This is a genomic window from Dolichospermum flos-aquae CCAP 1403/13F (genome assembly GCF_012516395.1).
GTDB lineage: Bacteria > Cyanobacteriota > Cyanobacteriia > Cyanobacteriales > Nostocaceae > Dolichospermum > Dolichospermum lemmermannii.
This window is the reverse complement of record NZ_CP051206.1, coordinates 629,332-643,691: the sequence shown is the minus strand read 5'-3', so window position 1 is coordinate 643,691 and position 14,360 is coordinate 629,332. Positions and strand designations below refer to the sequence as shown.

Below are 14,360 nucleotides of genomic sequence, written 5' to 3'. Positions count from 1 at the left end.
TACTCCACACAGGTAAAAAATCCTTTAGGAGTTTGAGAGAGTGTTAACAGCTTTTACCCAAGGTTTACTACTAATTACCTTTTCCGAACTAGGTGATAAAACATTTTTTATTGCTGTGATTTTGTCCATTCACCACTCGCGGCGCTTGGTATTCACTGGTGTAGTCGCTGCTTTAGCGGCTATGACTATCTTATCGGTTGCATTTGGGCAGGTAGTATCTTTATTACCAAAAATCTATATTCATTACGCCGAAATAGTTTTGTTTATTGCCTTTGGTTTAAAATTAATCTATGATGCCAATAAAATGGGTGTATCTGCTACCGAAGAAGTCGCAGAAGAAGCACAAGAAGCGGTGGAAAAAGCAGATTTAGATAATTCCCAGGAAAAAAGTGTTTGGTCAATTTTACTGAAATCCTTCGTACTAACATTTATAGCAGAATGGGGCGATCGCACACAAATAGCTACAATAGCCTTAGCAGCCGGGAATAACCCCATTGGTGTGACACTGGGAGCGATATTAGGACACGCAATTTGTGCAGCGATCGCCGTCATCGGTGGTAGATTAATAGCAGGTAAGATATCCGAAAGACAAATTACCTTTATCGGCGGCTTTCTATTTATCATCTTCGGCATAGTGGCCGCCATAGAAGGACAATAAGTTCAGTACCCCTGTATGCACCTGAGTGAGATCCGTGATAAAATTACAAAACCTGTAGGTGCGTGGTTTCCCCGCCCTCAGTTGTACTTTTAAGTCTTAGTCAGATGTAAATTTTTTTATAGGGGTACATTATGGGCTTTTTACTGAGAATTGTCGGCTTTGGGTTGCTAATTTTGGGTATTTATCTTGTAGGAGAAAATATCTTTTTTACAACCAATGTTTATCCTTATTGGTGGCGAGGAATTTCTGCTGATATTTCAGTATTAGCATTAACATCAGGTGTACTCTTGCTAGTTTTTGCTCCAGGAAGTATGAAAGATTTGGGATGGACTGCTGTTGCCGTTGGTATTATGGCCATATTTATTAGCAGTCGTGCAATTCTTAACCCTACTAGTTTATGGCAGTTTTTTCTCTCACTAATTTGCATCGCCTCTGGTTATAAAATGCTTACAACAGGATACTTACCCTTTTAATTTCAGCATCCTGATCAAAAAATAATTTATTGATCAGGAGTTGAATTATTTTTTGCTCAACTCCTATTTTATTGCTAAAAAACTCAGAGACTTCTATCAGTTTACCTCTCCTCCCTACACCTTACGGAGTAGCCGTAGGTGATGCCGTAGGTGATTCTGTGGATGAAGGCGTAGGTGATGCCGTAGGAGTAGGATTAGAAGCTGCTGCTTTATTAATCTCATCCTTATACTGAGCCGGTGCTAAAGCCGTCGCACTATCAAATAAAGGTTTTGCTTTATCAAGCTTACCTTGTTCCTTAAACAGCATTGCCTTTGCTAAAACGGGGCGAAAATCTTGAGCATCTTTCTTAATTGCTTCATCATAAGCAGAGATAGCTTTATTATCATTCTTTTGAAAAGCGTATACACTACCTAAAAGCACCTGCACAGCAACCACATCCACACTACCCGGCTGAATAGTATTGGCTTGAGTCGCAGCAGCCAAGCTTTCTTGTAATAAGCCAATAGCTGCTTCTGGACGCTTTTCACTTAATTGCAAATTCACCATGCCCTGCAAAGCTTTCAAATCACCAGGTTTTGTAGTTAAAATAGAGCGATAAGTTTGAGCAGCCCCCTCCTTATCACCAATTTGTTGTTTAGCTTGTGCCAGTAAAACCCCATACTCCGACTGTTGGGGATTGAGTTTAGCGAGTTTTTCTAAAGGTTCAATCACAGCTTGAATATCCGCTGGTTTCACTTCACCCCGGCTTTTTTGACTCAACAAACCCAGACGTGCTTGCAAAAGTCCCTTGAGTGCAGTTTGATTTTCTGCATCTTTTTGTAAAACTAATTCATAACCCCGAACTTGATCTTCCAGTTTTGACTTTTGCTCCGATGAAGATATTTTAGGGTCAGCAGTGGGCTGATTTTGTGGAGATGATTGGGGTTTATTAACCGCTGTAATGATGGGCATAATAGAAACACCCAAAAAAGCAACAACAGCGAAAGCTAAAACTACTCGGACTATCCAGCGATTACGCGATTCAGACACAATATTATTCTGCTCCTAAATGGGAATGAGATAAATTGCAAAGTTAAAAATTTCCAAAACTTTGCGGAATACGGTCATTTGTCTGTGAATTTTATAACAAATAAATATCTATCCTGCTAAAGTAAGTGATGACTTTAGGAAGATCCGTCCGAATTATCGGTATGCTATGCTTCCGATAGCGTAGCTTGGCGTAAGCCATAACTGGATTAAGGACGCTAAATTACACATTTAGTGTATAAATGTGATATCTAGCGTTTTGATTTTCGTACAGAGCATCAAGGGAGTGACCAGATTAAAAAGAAATATACTTTGATCAGTCACACACTTGCTCTTTTCCTTTGTTTTTATTAAATCCCACAATGGGGTATGTCTTGTGCCGTAAGGAGTTTTTATGAATTCCGACCTGATGCCGTCTTCTGAATCCGCAAATTTAACAGCCTCTAACCAAGGCATAAAAGAGATTGAATCCCCTGTTAATGCTAATACATTAGCAGACCAATCCTCTAAACTGGAAAAATCCCTGACTGACTCTAATGGGCATTTGCCTAATCGAGAACAACCAATTCCACCTCCTAGCGAACCGACTCAATACCGAGCTATTGGGTTAATTCGCGGATGTTACCATGCTAGTGATGAACAGTTCACCCAGGGGACACTAATCACAAAAGATGGGGTTGAACTTAATGCCGTCCTCTTAGGTCGGATTATGAGTTTAGTCAAAAATCACTTAGACCTAGAAACAGAACATCTATGGGTAGTTTATCCCCGCACTAGACAAGAAAATGACGCATTGCACCTGCAAATTGTTGGTGTTTGGGAACCAGAAAATCTGGCCAAATATGAACTAGATGAAGCTGGTACAGATTCGACAGCAGTTTCTAATAACGGTAGTGTAGCGTTAAGCATTCATCCAAAACCCTCATCAGCAGTTCCTGATGGTGGCTTTTCTGTGCGTGGTGAGGTAGTTTACCAGTCTTTTGACGAAAAGAGTTTGGTTGTGAAAATCAAACAAGCTCCCCGTAAACCTACTGATAAAGCTAAATATTTTAAGTTGAAACTCAAGGGCGTATTAACTACCAAAGCTGTAGGTAAGTTCTGGGACTTCAATGTTAAACGGGAAAATGACGCATTAGTAGTAGTTAATGCCGAAGCGATCGCTGATTTACCCAAAAAACGCCGACCACCGTTCAAAGGAGCGCCTCGTGGTGGTGGTGGTGGTGGTGGTGATAGAAGGCCATTCCCTCCCAGACGCAATGGCAATGGAGATGCCCCACGTCCCATTAAAAAGACAGCAGGTGATCCCACCGTCATCACCAAACCCATACCAAAAGCCCCCACTCCTATGCCAGTTAAAAAGCCTAAACCAAGTCCGGATTAGGTAATTGGTCAGTTGTCAGTTGTCAGTTGTCAGTTGTTAATTGCCAAGAAGCTTAAACTCAATGGGGATTAATTTTGAGGGAACAGGTAAAGAATTTTATTCTTTCTTATTCCCTCTTTCTCCTGACTCCTGACTCCTGACTCCTTCTTCTTAAAACTCCGTCCAACGGTCTTGGGGTAAAAAAGAACGTTCCATGGGAATTGGGGCTACTGGTTCAGTTAGAGTAAATATCCCTTCTTTAATCCACTGTTTCAACTCTTGGGCTACTTGTCGGGAAAGAAATAAACTGGCTAAAGAGGCTACTCGTACCGTCCTACCTTCAATAGTGATACGTCCAGATTTAAGTTGTGCGTAACTCACTAGACCGAAGGTAGGACGGACACGACGAGGAATCGAAAAATCTACAATTGGTGCTACTAAATCCTTGTCTTGCACAGCACAGCGTTCTACCACACCAGCATTTAAAACTGGCAATGGTACACCCACACCCATCATTAAAGATGGTCCATAGCTTTTAAAATAACAGCCTCGTATCCATCGCGCATCCATTTGTTTAGCATCACCAATTAACGCCAAAGTTGCCGAAGGTCCAATAGGTGTGCGATTTTCTAACCGCTTTTGCAAGGGAAAATGTTGTGTCCCTTCCCAAGCTACATAACCAACACCCCCAGCCAAAAAAATCTTTGTCCCAATTCCCACAAGTTGTAAATCGGGGTCATTCAGGAGGGGGGAAAGCGAACCGGGGTTAGAATAAACCGCATTTCCTAAGCGGGGTTGCAATGGTCCTAGATAGGTATGTAGTGGGCGATCGCCTCCATTCACACCAACAATAAAATTTTGATAAAGATTGCGCGGATTAAATAAATAAAACTGATTGATAGTGTCACGGGTAACGGTGGTTTCAAATGTGGCTCTAGGGTAGCAATCGGTAACTTGTCCCACAGCGCGAACTTGGATAGATTTACCGGCAATTAAATCCTCAATCACATGACCACCACCACGTTCCCGCAAGTCTTCCCCATCCAGAGAGTCAACTGGACAACTAGCACCTAAGTATAAATCCACAGCCCCAAAACCCGCATAAGCCGGGACTCCATCTAACCAGCAACGCCGAATTTTAATGGGTGGGTCAGTATGTCCTAAGTTAATAATTGCACCACTTGATTCCATTGGTTCAAATGTGCCAGTGGTAATTACATCTACTTCTTTGGCAGCTTTACTAACACCAATTTCCGCAACTCGGGCTTTTAACTCTTCAGCAGTCCAGACTACCGCCCGTTTTCGGGTGATTTTCTCATTAATTTCCGCAATTGTTCGCATTTTAAATTTATTTGAAGGACTATCGGTACACTGGGGGCGTTGACGATAGCCTGCTTACGGGGGAGTAATTTTTAGGACCGTATTTTCAACCTCAGAGTGTCAATCCTCTACCCTGAGTTTAACGGAATCAGCATGAGAAGGTAAACCCTCCGTAGTTGCTAAGATGTCAATGGCAGATGCCACTTTTTCCAAAGCAGTTTGTGAGTATTGGATAATACTTGAGTGTTTTAAAAATGTTTCTACCCCTAAAGCTGAAGCATAACGGGCTGCACCGGAAGTAGGTAAGGTATGGTTAGGACCGGCTAAATAGTCTCCTACAGCTTCAGGTGTGGAACTACCCAAGAAAATTGCCCCAGCATGGCGAATTTGGTTCATTAAAGCCCAAGGATCAGCAACTTCTAATTCTAAGTGTTCTGGTGCAAACTCGTTGGCAAGTTCGGCGGCGGCTTCCAGGGATTCCACCACGACGATTAAACCATAATGGGCGATCGCTTTTTCCGTATCTATCCGGCGCGGGTGATCTACCAATTGTCTTTCCACCGCCATTTGCACTTTTCTTGCCAACCCCGCATCCGTTGTCAGCAAAATTGCGGCTGCCATAGGATCATGTTCTGCTTGAGCTAACAAGTCAGCCGCTACATAGGCAGGATTAGCTGTTTCATCAGCAATTACCAGCACTTCGCTCGGACCTGCTAAAGAATCAATTCCCACTGTTCCGTAAACCAACTTTTTCGCCAAGGTGACATAAATATTCCCTGGTCCTGTAATGACATTAACCTTGGGAATGGTTTCTGTGCCATAGGCTAAAGCCGCGATAGCTTGAGCGCCACCCACACGGTAAATTTCCTGAACTCCTGCTTCTTGGGCCGCTACCAAAACCGCAGGATTCACCATTTTACCGCCTCTAGCAGGTGTCACCATCACCACACGAGGGACACCAGCCACTTTTGCCGGAATGGCGTTCATTAACACTGTACTGGGGTAACAAGCCCGACCGCCTGGGATATATAAACCTGCTCGGTCTACGGGGGTATAGCGTTTGCCTAAAACTACTTGATCATCACCAAACTGTACCCAGCTTTTGGGAACTCGCTGACGGTGAAAAGCTTCTATTTTTTGGCAAGCGAGGCGAATCGCCTGGAGTAAATCCTTGGATACCTGTTGGTAAGCTGCATCCAGTTCTGAGCCTGTTACTTTGAGTTCTTCTGGTTTGAGGATTTGGTGATCAAATTCCGCTGTATAATGTAGTACAGCTTTGTCACCTTGGCGCTTCACCGCTTGCAACACTTCGCGGACTGTTGCTTCTTTATGAAGTACCTGTTCATCCTGGGTGCGATCGCAGATCCGTTGCAGTTCTGATCTAACGTCTGCCTGCTGAGTAATAATTCGCAGCATGGAGTAATGACAATGCCAAATTTTACAATATTTTGATTTTAAGAACCATTTGGGCTTTTTACTTGCTACTACAACATTGCGTCAGTAGAAAAACCATTCAAAATAGCTAAAAAGCCTAACATATAAGCTTTTTGACCTTTGATTTTTGACTTTTGACTTCCGCTCTGCGGTGTTAGGGTCTAAAGCTGGATATGATTCTCTTCTCTAGCTTAACCTGGATTTTTTCTGATACTACTTTATAAAACTCGGACAACCGTTCTATAAAACTTACCCAAAATTACCAAAGTCTAGACACATCTGGACAGCGATAACCTTAGTGTTTACTTCCTGCTTCATCACGGTCTTAGAATGGCTTCTAAGAGGTTTTTCCGCTCCACAGGCAATCTCGGTAGAACTTACCGTTTCTGACCGTAGTTCCTAAAAGGAACCCCAGAAATTTAATATTCCCTCTGTCTGAATTGAGGTAACTGGTCTGTTTTCCTTGTCAGTAAACCATTCTAATCTATTTTTTTAGCCGTAAGCATCAGCTTTTACGCCCAAATAAAATATTTTTTTTCAAAAATTATCACATCAGCAAAAATAATGCTATATTTATTAAACCTAGTAGTGTGTGTACATAATTAATAGTCTTTTTTTGGAATTACTGTGGCGAATACAAAATCTGCTCTTAAACGCGCTCAAATCGGAGAACGAAACCGACTGCGTAACAAAGCTTATAAATCAGCAGTTAAAACGCTGATGAAGAAATACTTTAGTTCTGTGGAAGCTTTTGCTGCCAACCCGACAACAGAACTCAAGCAGGAAGTGGAAACGAGAATGTCCGAAGCTTACAGCAAAATTGATAAAGCTGTAAAGACTGGTGTGCTTCATGCCAACAATGGAGCTAGAAAAAAGTCAAGTTTAGCTCGTAAACACAAAACCCTTACTGCTTAGTCAATAGTCAGTGGTTTGTTGACAACTCACCCTCTCCGGGGTTAGTCATTTGTTCATTGGGGAAACCTTCAAGACCGCGCTAACTCACCACTGACCATTGATTAATGACAAGCTATGCAACTTATAGATACCCACGTACACATTAACTTTGACACTTTCCAGCCAGATTTAGCAGCCGTTCGCACTCGGTGGCAAGAAGCAGGAGTAGTCCGATTAGTCCACTCCTGTGTTCACCCCCAGGAATTTGCGAGCATTAGCCGCATAGCCGAGCAGTTTCCTGAACTTAGCTTTGCTGTGGGGCTGCATCCTCTGGATGCTCATAAATGGGATGACCAAACAGCCGCCCAAATCAAGTCTTTAGCCAGTTCTCATTCTCAAGTGGTAGCCATTGGGGAAATGGGGTTGGATTTTTACAAAGCAGATAATTATGAGCTTCAGCATGAGGTATTTGCATCACAATTAGCGATCGCTTGTGAACTGAATTTACCAGTGATCATCCATTGTCGTGATGCTGCACCAGCAGTCAGGGATGTATTGCAAAAATGGCGGGATTTGCATGGGGAAAGGGTACGGGGTGTCATGCACTGCTGGGGAGGGACACCAGAAGAAACTCAATGGTTTCTAGATTTAGGTTTCTATATTAGCTTTAGCGGCACAGTGACATTCAAGAATGCTAAAACTATTCAAGAGTCTGCCGCAATGGTGAATAGCGATCGCTTACTGATAGAAACAGATTGTCCATTTCTGTCACCCGTTCCCAAACGTGGCGAAAAGCGGAATGAACCCGCCAATGTTCGCTATGTAGCGGAGCAATTAGCAAAACTACGAGAAGAAACAATAGAGGAAATTGCCCAGAAAACCACCCAAAATGCCTGTAGATTATTTGGTCTAGCGTTGTAGATGAGCATCAAGTCCCAAAGAATTAGCGCTGATTTAATCAAGAAGATACTTCTATTGAATGAAAATGTGCTAGAATTATTCCCTCTAAAACATTTAGGTTAAGCCATAATGGTAAAGGAAGGATAATAACTCCTAAAACTCAATTTGTGCTGTTATCAAAATGATATTAGCCAGTTTGGGAATTTGTGGTTTTAGCCAGCTTGATCAATCGCAACAACCCCAATCTAAAATCCAAAATTGTCTGCCCATCCACTTAAATCTCTACAAACGGATGCTCTCAATAGATAACAAACCGTGGCAACCTAGGTTGACTAAAAAAAACTTGAAACCTGAAAACAGCAATCCTTCAATATATCAAACAATAAAGAAAATCGTTAAAAATAATTGTCTAGTCCAGACAATCATATCCATATCAAATCCATAGTGCAGGCTCTGATGCCATATTGCGCTATCGAATTCGACTCTTGCGGAACTCCCAGTTTGGGGATCTTACAGCAAGGATAAAGTATCAGGCATAAGGTGTGAGGGGTGAAGTATGAAGAAGTGTGAAGTAAAAAAAATCTTATAGCCAACGCCACGCTATCAGCTAAATTGTCGGTGGAGCAGGCTGTTACCAAGTAAATAGACTTCAACACTCACCAATTCATATTTTATGCAGAAAAGCCTTCATGGCAGAACTCCACCAATACCTCTTTGAAAGTTTAACCAGGTTGATAAAGGTAAAGGCATGACTAACGACGATAAATACATGGAATCCGCCTTTCTATTACCCGACTTGATTGAAATTCAGCGTTCTAGTTTTCGCTGGTTTCTAGAAGAAGGGCTAATCGAAGAACTGAACTCCTTTAGTCCAATTACAGACTACACTGGCAAACTAGAACTGCACTTTTTAGGCAATAACTATAAACTCAAAGAACCTAAATACAGTGTTGAAGAATCCAAGCGGAGAGATAGCACTTATGCAGTGCAAATGTATGTCCCCACCCGGTTGCTGAACAAAGAAACAGGAGACATTAAAGAACAAGAAGTATTTATTGGCGATTTGCCATTGATGACAGATAGAGGCACATTTATTATCAACGGTGCTGAACGCGTCATTGTTAATCAAATTGTGCGATCGCCTGGAGTTTACTATAAATCAGAAATTGATAAAAACGGACGACGGACTTATTCTGCCAGCTTAATTCCGAACCGGGGGGCATGGCTGAAATTTGAAACAGATCGTAATGACTTAGTTTGGGTACGGATAGACAAAACCCGGAAACTGTCAGCCCAGGTACTGTTAAAAGCCCTGGGATTATCAGATAACGAGATATTTGATGCACTGCGCCATCCAGAATACTTCCAAAAAACCATCGAAAAAGAAGGGCAATTTTCCGAAGAAGAAGCCCTAATGGAATTATATCGGAAACTTCGTCCCGGTGAACCGCCTACAGTCCTAGGTGGACAACAGCTTTTAGACTCCCGCTTCTTTGATCCTAAACGCTATGACCTGGGTAAAGTTGGACGTTATAAACTCAACAAAAAACTTCGTCTTTCCGCCCCCGACACCATGCGCGTCCTCACCCCTGGGGACATCTTAGCCGCCATTGATTACCTCATAAATCTAGAATACGATATCGGTAGTATTGATGACATTGACCACCTCGGAAATCGCCGAGTCAGAAGCGTTGGTGAATTGCTGCAAAACCAGGTCAGAGTAGGGTTAAATCGCTTAGAAAGAATTATTCGAGAACGGATGACCGTATCCGATGCCGAATCTCTCACTCCCGCATCTCTAGTTAACCCCAAACCCTTAGTAGCAGCTATCAAAGAATTCTTTGGTTCGAGCCAACTCAGTCAATTCATGGATCAAACTAATCCCTTGGCAGAATTGACCCATAAACGCCGCCTCAGTGCCTTGGGACCAGGTGGTTTGACCAGAGAAAGAGCCGGGTTTGCAGTTCGAGATATTCACCCCAGCCACTACGGACGGATTTGCCCCATTGAAACACCAGAAGGACCAAATGCCGGACTCATCGGTTCATTAGCCACCCATGCCCGCGTTAACCTCTATGGTTTTCTAGAAACACCCTTCCGACCAGTAGAAAATGGCAAAGTCCTCTTTGATGTGCTGCCTGTTTACATGACAGCAGACGAAGAAGACGACCTGCGGACAGCCACAGGTGACGTTCCCCTGGATGAAAATGGTTACATCAAAGGACCCCACGTGCCAGTGCGCTATCGCCAAGACTGGACAACCACCGGACCCGAACAGGTGGATTATGTGGCAGTTTCTCCAGTGCAGATTGTCTCAGTAGCCACCAGCATGATTCCCTTCTTGGAACATGACGACGCTAACCGAGCGCTCATGGGTTCTAATATGCAGCGCCAAGCTGTACCCCTACTCAGACCAGAACGCCCCTTGGTGGGAACTGGTTTGGAAGCCCAAGCCGCCAGAGACTCCGGCATGGTCATAGTTTCCCGCACCGATGGCGATGTGGTCTATGTTGATGCCACAGAAATTCGTGTCCGCGCCAGTGGTCAGTTGTCCGCAGCCAGTGGTAGCCAAGTTATTGAAAAAGGCCAAGAACTTAAATACAAACTTTCCAAATATCAACGTTCCAACCAAGACACCTGTTTAAACCAAAAACCATTGGTGAGAATTGGCGAAAAAGTCGTAGCCGGTCAGGTATTGGCAGATGGTTCCTCCACAGAAGGGGGAGAACTGGCACTAGGACAAAATATAGTTGTCGCTTATATGCCCTGGGAAGGCTACAACTACGAGGATGCAATCCTCATTTCCGAGCGCCTAGTCCAGGAAGATATCTATACTTCCATTCACATCGAAAAATACGAAATCGAAGCCAGACAAACCAAACTCGGACCCGAAGAAATCACCAGAGAAATTCCCAACGTTGGTGAAGATGCCCTCAGACAATTGGATGAACAAGGTATTATCCGCATTGGGGCGTGGGTAGATGCTGGGGATATTCTCGTGGGAAAAGTTACTCCCAAGGGTGAATCTGACCAACCCCCCGAAGAAAAACTCCTCCGCGCCATCTTTGGTGAAAAAGCCCGTGATGTCCGCGACAACTCCCTGCGAGTTCCCAATGGTGAAAAAGGTCGGGTAGTTGATGTCCGGTTGTTCACCCGTGAACAAGGTGATGAACTGCCACCGGGGGCAAATATGGTAGTCCGGGTTTATGTCGCTCAAAAGCGCAAAATCCAAGTGGGCGACAAAATGGCAGGGAGACATGGCAACAAAGGGATTATTTCCCGGATTCTGGCTGCTGAAGATATGCCCTACTTAGCTGACGGTTCACCCGTGGATATTGTTCTCAATCCCTTGGGTGTACCCAGCCGGATGAATGTGGGTCAGGTGTTTGAATGTTTACTGGGTTGGGCAGGTCATAATTTGGGAGTCAGGTTCAAGATTACTCCCTTCGATGAAATGTATGGCGAAGAAACTTCCCGGCGGCTAGTGCATGGCAAACTCCAAGAAGCCAGAGACGAAACCACTAAAGACTGGATCTATAACCCCGACAATGCCGGTAAAATCATGGTCTATGATGGTCGCACTGGTGAACCCTTTGACCGGGCTATTACCGTCGGTGTGGCCTATATGCTCAAGCTCGTGCATTTGGTTGATGACAAAATTCACGCCCGTTCCACTGGACCCTATTCTCTGGTGACTCAGCAACCTTTGGGCGGTAAGGCTCAACAGGGTGGGCAAAGATTTGGAGAAATGGAAGTTTGGGCGTTGGAAGCTTTCGGCGCTGCTTACACTTTGCAAGAATTGTTAACTGTCAAATCCGATGATATGCAGGGACGGAATGAAGCCCTCAACGCCATTGTCAAGGGTAAGGCTATTCCCCGTCCTGGTACTCCTGAATCTTTCAAAGTATTGATGCGCGAGTTGCAATCTTTGGGTTTAGATATTGCGGTACATAAGGTGGAAACCCAAGCAGATGGTAGTTCCCTGGATGTGGAAGTAGACCTAATGGCAGACCAAGCTGCCCGGCGCACACCTCCTAGACCGACTTATGAGTCACTCTCTCGTGAGTCTCTGGAAGGGGAAGAGTAGCGAGGCAGAAGAAGGAGTCAGGAGTCAGAAGCCAGGAGTCAGGAGAAATGAAGAAGAAAGAAAGAAAGAAAGAAAGAAAGAAAGAAAGAAGAAGTAAAAAATTCCTTCCTCTTTCTCCTTCCTCTTTCCTCTTTCTCCTTATTCCTTCCTCTTTCTCCTTTCTCCTTCCTCTTTCTCCTTCCTCTTTCTCCTTATTCCTTCCTCTTTCTCCTTCTTCTGACTCCTTCTTCTGACTCCTGACTCCTGACTCCTGACTCCTTCTTCTGACTCCTGACTCCTGACTCCTGACTCCTGTTTTTTCATTTTTAATTCTCATGAGATCCCCCCAAACTAATCAATTTGACTACGTAAAAATTGGCATAGCTTCACCAGAACGCATCCGTCAATGGGGTGAACGGACTTTACCCAATGGACAACTTGTAGGTGAAGTTACCAAGCCAGAAACTATTAATTACCGCACCCTCAAACCAGAAATGGATGGTTTGTTTTGCGAGCGCATCTTTGGACCAGCTAAGGATTGGGAATGCCATTGTGGTAAGTACAAACGGGTGCGCCATAGAGGGATTGTCTGCGAGCGCTGTGGTGTAGAAGTTACAGAGTCCCGCGTCCGTCGCCACAGGATGGGTTTTATTAAGTTGGCAGCCCCTGTGGCTCATGTTTGGTATCTCAAAGGGATTCCTAGCTATATTGCTATTCTCCTAGATATGCCGTTGCGGGATGTGGAGCAGATTGTTTATTTCAACTCCTACTGCGTTTTAGCACCGGGCAACGCTGATACTCTCAGTTACAAACAACTGTTGAGCGAAGACCAATGGTTAGAAATTGAAGATGCTATCTACAGCGAAGATTCCCAGTTAGAGGGTGTGGAAGTTGGCATTGGCGCTGAAGCTTTGTTGCGGCTGTTGGCAGATATTAATTTGGAGCAAGAAGCGGAAACCCTGCGGGATGAAATCGAAAAGGCCAAGGGTCAGAAACGGGCAAAATTAATTAAACGGCTGCGGGTAATTGATAATTTCATCGCTACTGGTTCTCAGCCAGAATGGATGGTGATGGAAATTATTCCCGTCATTCCCCCAGATTTGCGCCCCATGGTGCAGCTAGATGGAGGCAGATTTGCCACCAGCGATTTAAATGATTTGTACCGCCGGGTGATTAATCGCAACAACCGTTTGGCTAGACTTCAGGAAATTCTCGCGCCGGAGATTATTGTCCGCAACGAGAAACGGATGCTGCAAGAGGCTGTGGATGCCTTGATTGACAATGGTCGGCGGGGACGGACTGTGGTGGGGGCTAATAACCGTCCGCTGAAATCCTTGTCCGATATTATTGAGGGAAAACAAGGACGTTTCCGCCAAAACCTGCTGGGTAAACGGGTGGACTATTCGGGACGGTCGGTAATTGTGGTCGGTCCGAATCTGAAGATTCACCAGTGCGGTCTACCCAGAGAAATGGCCATTGAGTTGTTTCAGCCCTTTGTGATCAATCGTCTGATTCGTTCCGGCATGGTGAACAATATCAAGGCAGCGAAAAAGCTGATTTCTCGCAATGATGCCAGTGTTTGGGATGTGTTGCAGGAAGTAATTGAGGGGCATCCAGTGATGCTAAACCGAGCGCCCACGTTGCACCGATTGGGGATTCAGGCCTTTGAACCGATTTTGGTAGAAGGGAGAGCCATTCAACTCCATCCTTTAGTCTGTCCCGCCTTTAATGCTGACTTTGACGGTGACCAAATGGCGGTTCATGTTCCCTTGTCCTTAGAGAGTCAAGCTGAAGCCCGGCTGTTGATGCTGGCTTCTAATAATATTTTGTCACCAGCGACAGGTAAACCGATTGTGACTCCTAGCCAAGATATGGTCTTGGGAGCATATTATTTGACAGCGGAAAACCCCAAGGCAACCAAGGGGGCGGGTAAGTATTTCTCCTCTTTGGATGATGTAATTATGGCCTATGAGGCGAAACAGGTAGAGCTTCATGCCTATATTTATGTGCGTTTTGATGGGGAAATTGATTCGGGTGAACCGGATACTGAACCTGTGGAGGTAATTGAGGACAAAGACGCTAAGGGCAGGCTGATGAGTCGGACTCTGATTTATAAGTTCCGACGGGTGCGGGAAGATGGGGAAGGGAATTTGATTTCTCAGTATATTTATACGACTCCAGGACGAGCAATTTATAACCAGGCAATTCAGGAAGCGATAGATGCGTAG

At 44.3% G+C, this 14,360-nt stretch carries 11 protein-coding genes; 7 read left to right on the top strand and 4 right to left on the bottom strand.

The window, feature by feature from the left end; all coding sequences use genetic code 11:
- The first annotated feature begins 40 nt into the window (after positions 1 to 40).
- Together HGD76_RS03395 and HGD76_RS03390 are read left to right on the top strand one after the other, a co-directional pair.
- On the top strand, positions 41 to 658 hold the full coding sequence (locus tag HGD76_RS03395) for a TMEM165/GDT1 family protein (RefSeq protein WP_168694970.1): 618 nt from the start codon (positions 41 to 43) through the stop codon (positions 656 to 658).
- Positions 659 to 789: 131 nt separating this feature from the next.
- On the top strand, positions 790 to 1,131 hold the full coding sequence (locus HGD76_RS03390) for a hypothetical protein (protein ID WP_015083718.1): 342 nt from the start codon (positions 790 to 792) through the stop codon (positions 1,129 to 1,131).
- Between the two features lie 121 nt (positions 1,132 to 1,252).
- Here the strand turns inward: HGD76_RS03390 and HGD76_RS03385 are convergent, their stop codons facing one another.
- Positions 1,253 to 2,161, bottom strand: a complete 909-nt coding sequence (locus HGD76_RS03385; RefSeq protein WP_168694969.1) for a tetratricopeptide repeat protein — start codon at positions 2,159 to 2,161, stop codon at positions 1,253 to 1,255.
- A gap of 391 nt (positions 2,162 to 2,552) precedes the next feature.
- On the opposite strand from HGD76_RS03385, the gene patR reads away from it, so the two are divergent.
- Positions 2,553 to 3,539 carry a heterocyst master regulator PatR gene (gene patR / locus HGD76_RS03380; RefSeq protein ID WP_168694968.1) on the top strand — a complete coding sequence of 329 codons (987 nt, stop codon included), beginning with the start codon at positions 2,553 to 2,555 and terminating at the stop codon, positions 3,537 to 3,539.
- A 150-nt stretch (positions 3,540 to 3,689) separates the two neighbouring features.
- Here patR and HGD76_RS03375 read toward each other — a convergent pair whose 3' ends face one another.
- Together HGD76_RS03375 and hisD are read right to left on the bottom strand one after the other, a co-directional pair.
- The gene (locus tag HGD76_RS03375) at positions 3,690 to 4,859 is read right to left on the bottom strand and encodes a homocysteine biosynthesis protein (RefSeq protein WP_015083721.1); all 1,170 of its coding nucleotides are present in this window, start codon (positions 4,857 to 4,859) and stop codon (positions 3,690 to 3,692) included.
- Between the two features lie 99 nt (positions 4,860 to 4,958).
- The gene (gene hisD, locus HGD76_RS03370; RefSeq protein ID WP_168694967.1) at positions 4,959 to 6,254 is read right to left on the bottom strand and encodes a histidinol dehydrogenase; all 1,296 of its coding nucleotides are present in this window, start codon (positions 6,252 to 6,254) and stop codon (positions 4,959 to 4,961) included.
- Positions 6,255 to 6,899: 645 nt separating this feature from the next.
- Here hisD and rpsT point away from each other — a divergent pair.
- The 3 genes from rpsT (at position 6,900) to rpoB (ending at position 12,153) form a co-directional block, all read left to right on the top strand.
- Entirely contained in the window at positions 6,900 to 7,187 is a 288-nt protein-coding gene (rpsT, locus tag HGD76_RS03365; protein ID WP_168632342.1) for a 30S ribosomal protein S20, read from the top strand.
- Positions 7,188 to 7,301: 114 nt separating this feature from the next.
- Positions 7,302 to 8,087 carry a TatD family hydrolase gene (locus tag HGD76_RS03360; protein WP_168694966.1) on the top strand — a complete coding sequence of 262 codons (786 nt, stop codon included), beginning with the start codon at positions 7,302 to 7,304 and terminating at the stop codon, positions 8,085 to 8,087.
- Between the two features lie 727 nt (positions 8,088 to 8,814).
- Positions 8,815 to 12,153: a DNA-directed RNA polymerase subunit beta gene (gene rpoB, locus HGD76_RS03355; RefSeq protein WP_168652194.1), complete on the top strand. Its 3,339-nt coding sequence runs from the start codon at positions 8,815 to 8,817 to the stop codon at positions 12,151 to 12,153.
- On the opposite strand, the gene HGD76_RS03350 is transcribed toward rpoB, so the two are convergent.
- The gene (locus HGD76_RS03350; RefSeq protein ID WP_168694965.1) at positions 12,101 to 12,469 is read right to left on the bottom strand and encodes a hypothetical protein; all 369 of its coding nucleotides are present in this window, start codon (positions 12,467 to 12,469) and stop codon (positions 12,101 to 12,103) included. The two genes, rpoB and HGD76_RS03350, sit on opposite strands and share 53 nt — an antisense overlap.
- On the opposite strand from HGD76_RS03350, the gene HGD76_RS03345 reads away from it, so the two are divergent.
- Positions 12,468 to 14,360 carry a DNA-directed RNA polymerase subunit gamma gene (locus HGD76_RS03345; protein ID WP_015083024.1) on the top strand — a complete coding sequence of 631 codons (1,893 nt, stop codon included), beginning with the start codon at positions 12,468 to 12,470 and terminating at the stop codon, positions 14,358 to 14,360. The genes HGD76_RS03350 and HGD76_RS03345 overlap by 2 nt on opposite strands.

Bases quoted from the DNA above. Each gene is read 5' to 3' on its own strand.
- hisD (WP_168694967.1), bottom strand. From the start codon at position 6,254: ATGCTGCGAATTATTACTCAGCAGGCAGACGTTAGATCAGAACTGCAA.
- HGD76_RS03390 (WP_015083718.1), top strand. From the start codon at position 790: ATGGGCTTTTTACTGAGAATTGTCGGCTTTGGGTTGCTAATTTTGGGT.
- rpoB (WP_168652194.1), top strand. From the start codon at position 8,815: ATGACTAACGACGATAAATACATGGAATCCGCCTTTCTATTACCCGAC.
- HGD76_RS03360 (WP_168694966.1), top strand. From the start codon at position 7,302: ATGCAACTTATAGATACCCACGTACACATTAACTTTGACACTTTCCAG.
- HGD76_RS03345 (WP_015083024.1), top strand. From the start codon at position 12,468: ATGAGATCCCCCCAAACTAATCAATTTGACTACGTAAAAATTGGCATA.
- patR (WP_168694968.1), top strand. From the start codon at position 2,553: ATGAATTCCGACCTGATGCCGTCTTCTGAATCCGCAAATTTAACAGCC.
- HGD76_RS03350 (WP_168694965.1), bottom strand. From the start codon at position 12,469: ATGAGAATTAAAAATGAAAAAACAGGAGTCAGGAGTCAGGAGTCAGGA.
- HGD76_RS03375 (WP_015083721.1), bottom strand. From the start codon at position 4,859: ATGCGAACAATTGCGGAAATTAATGAGAAAATCACCCGAAAACGGGCG.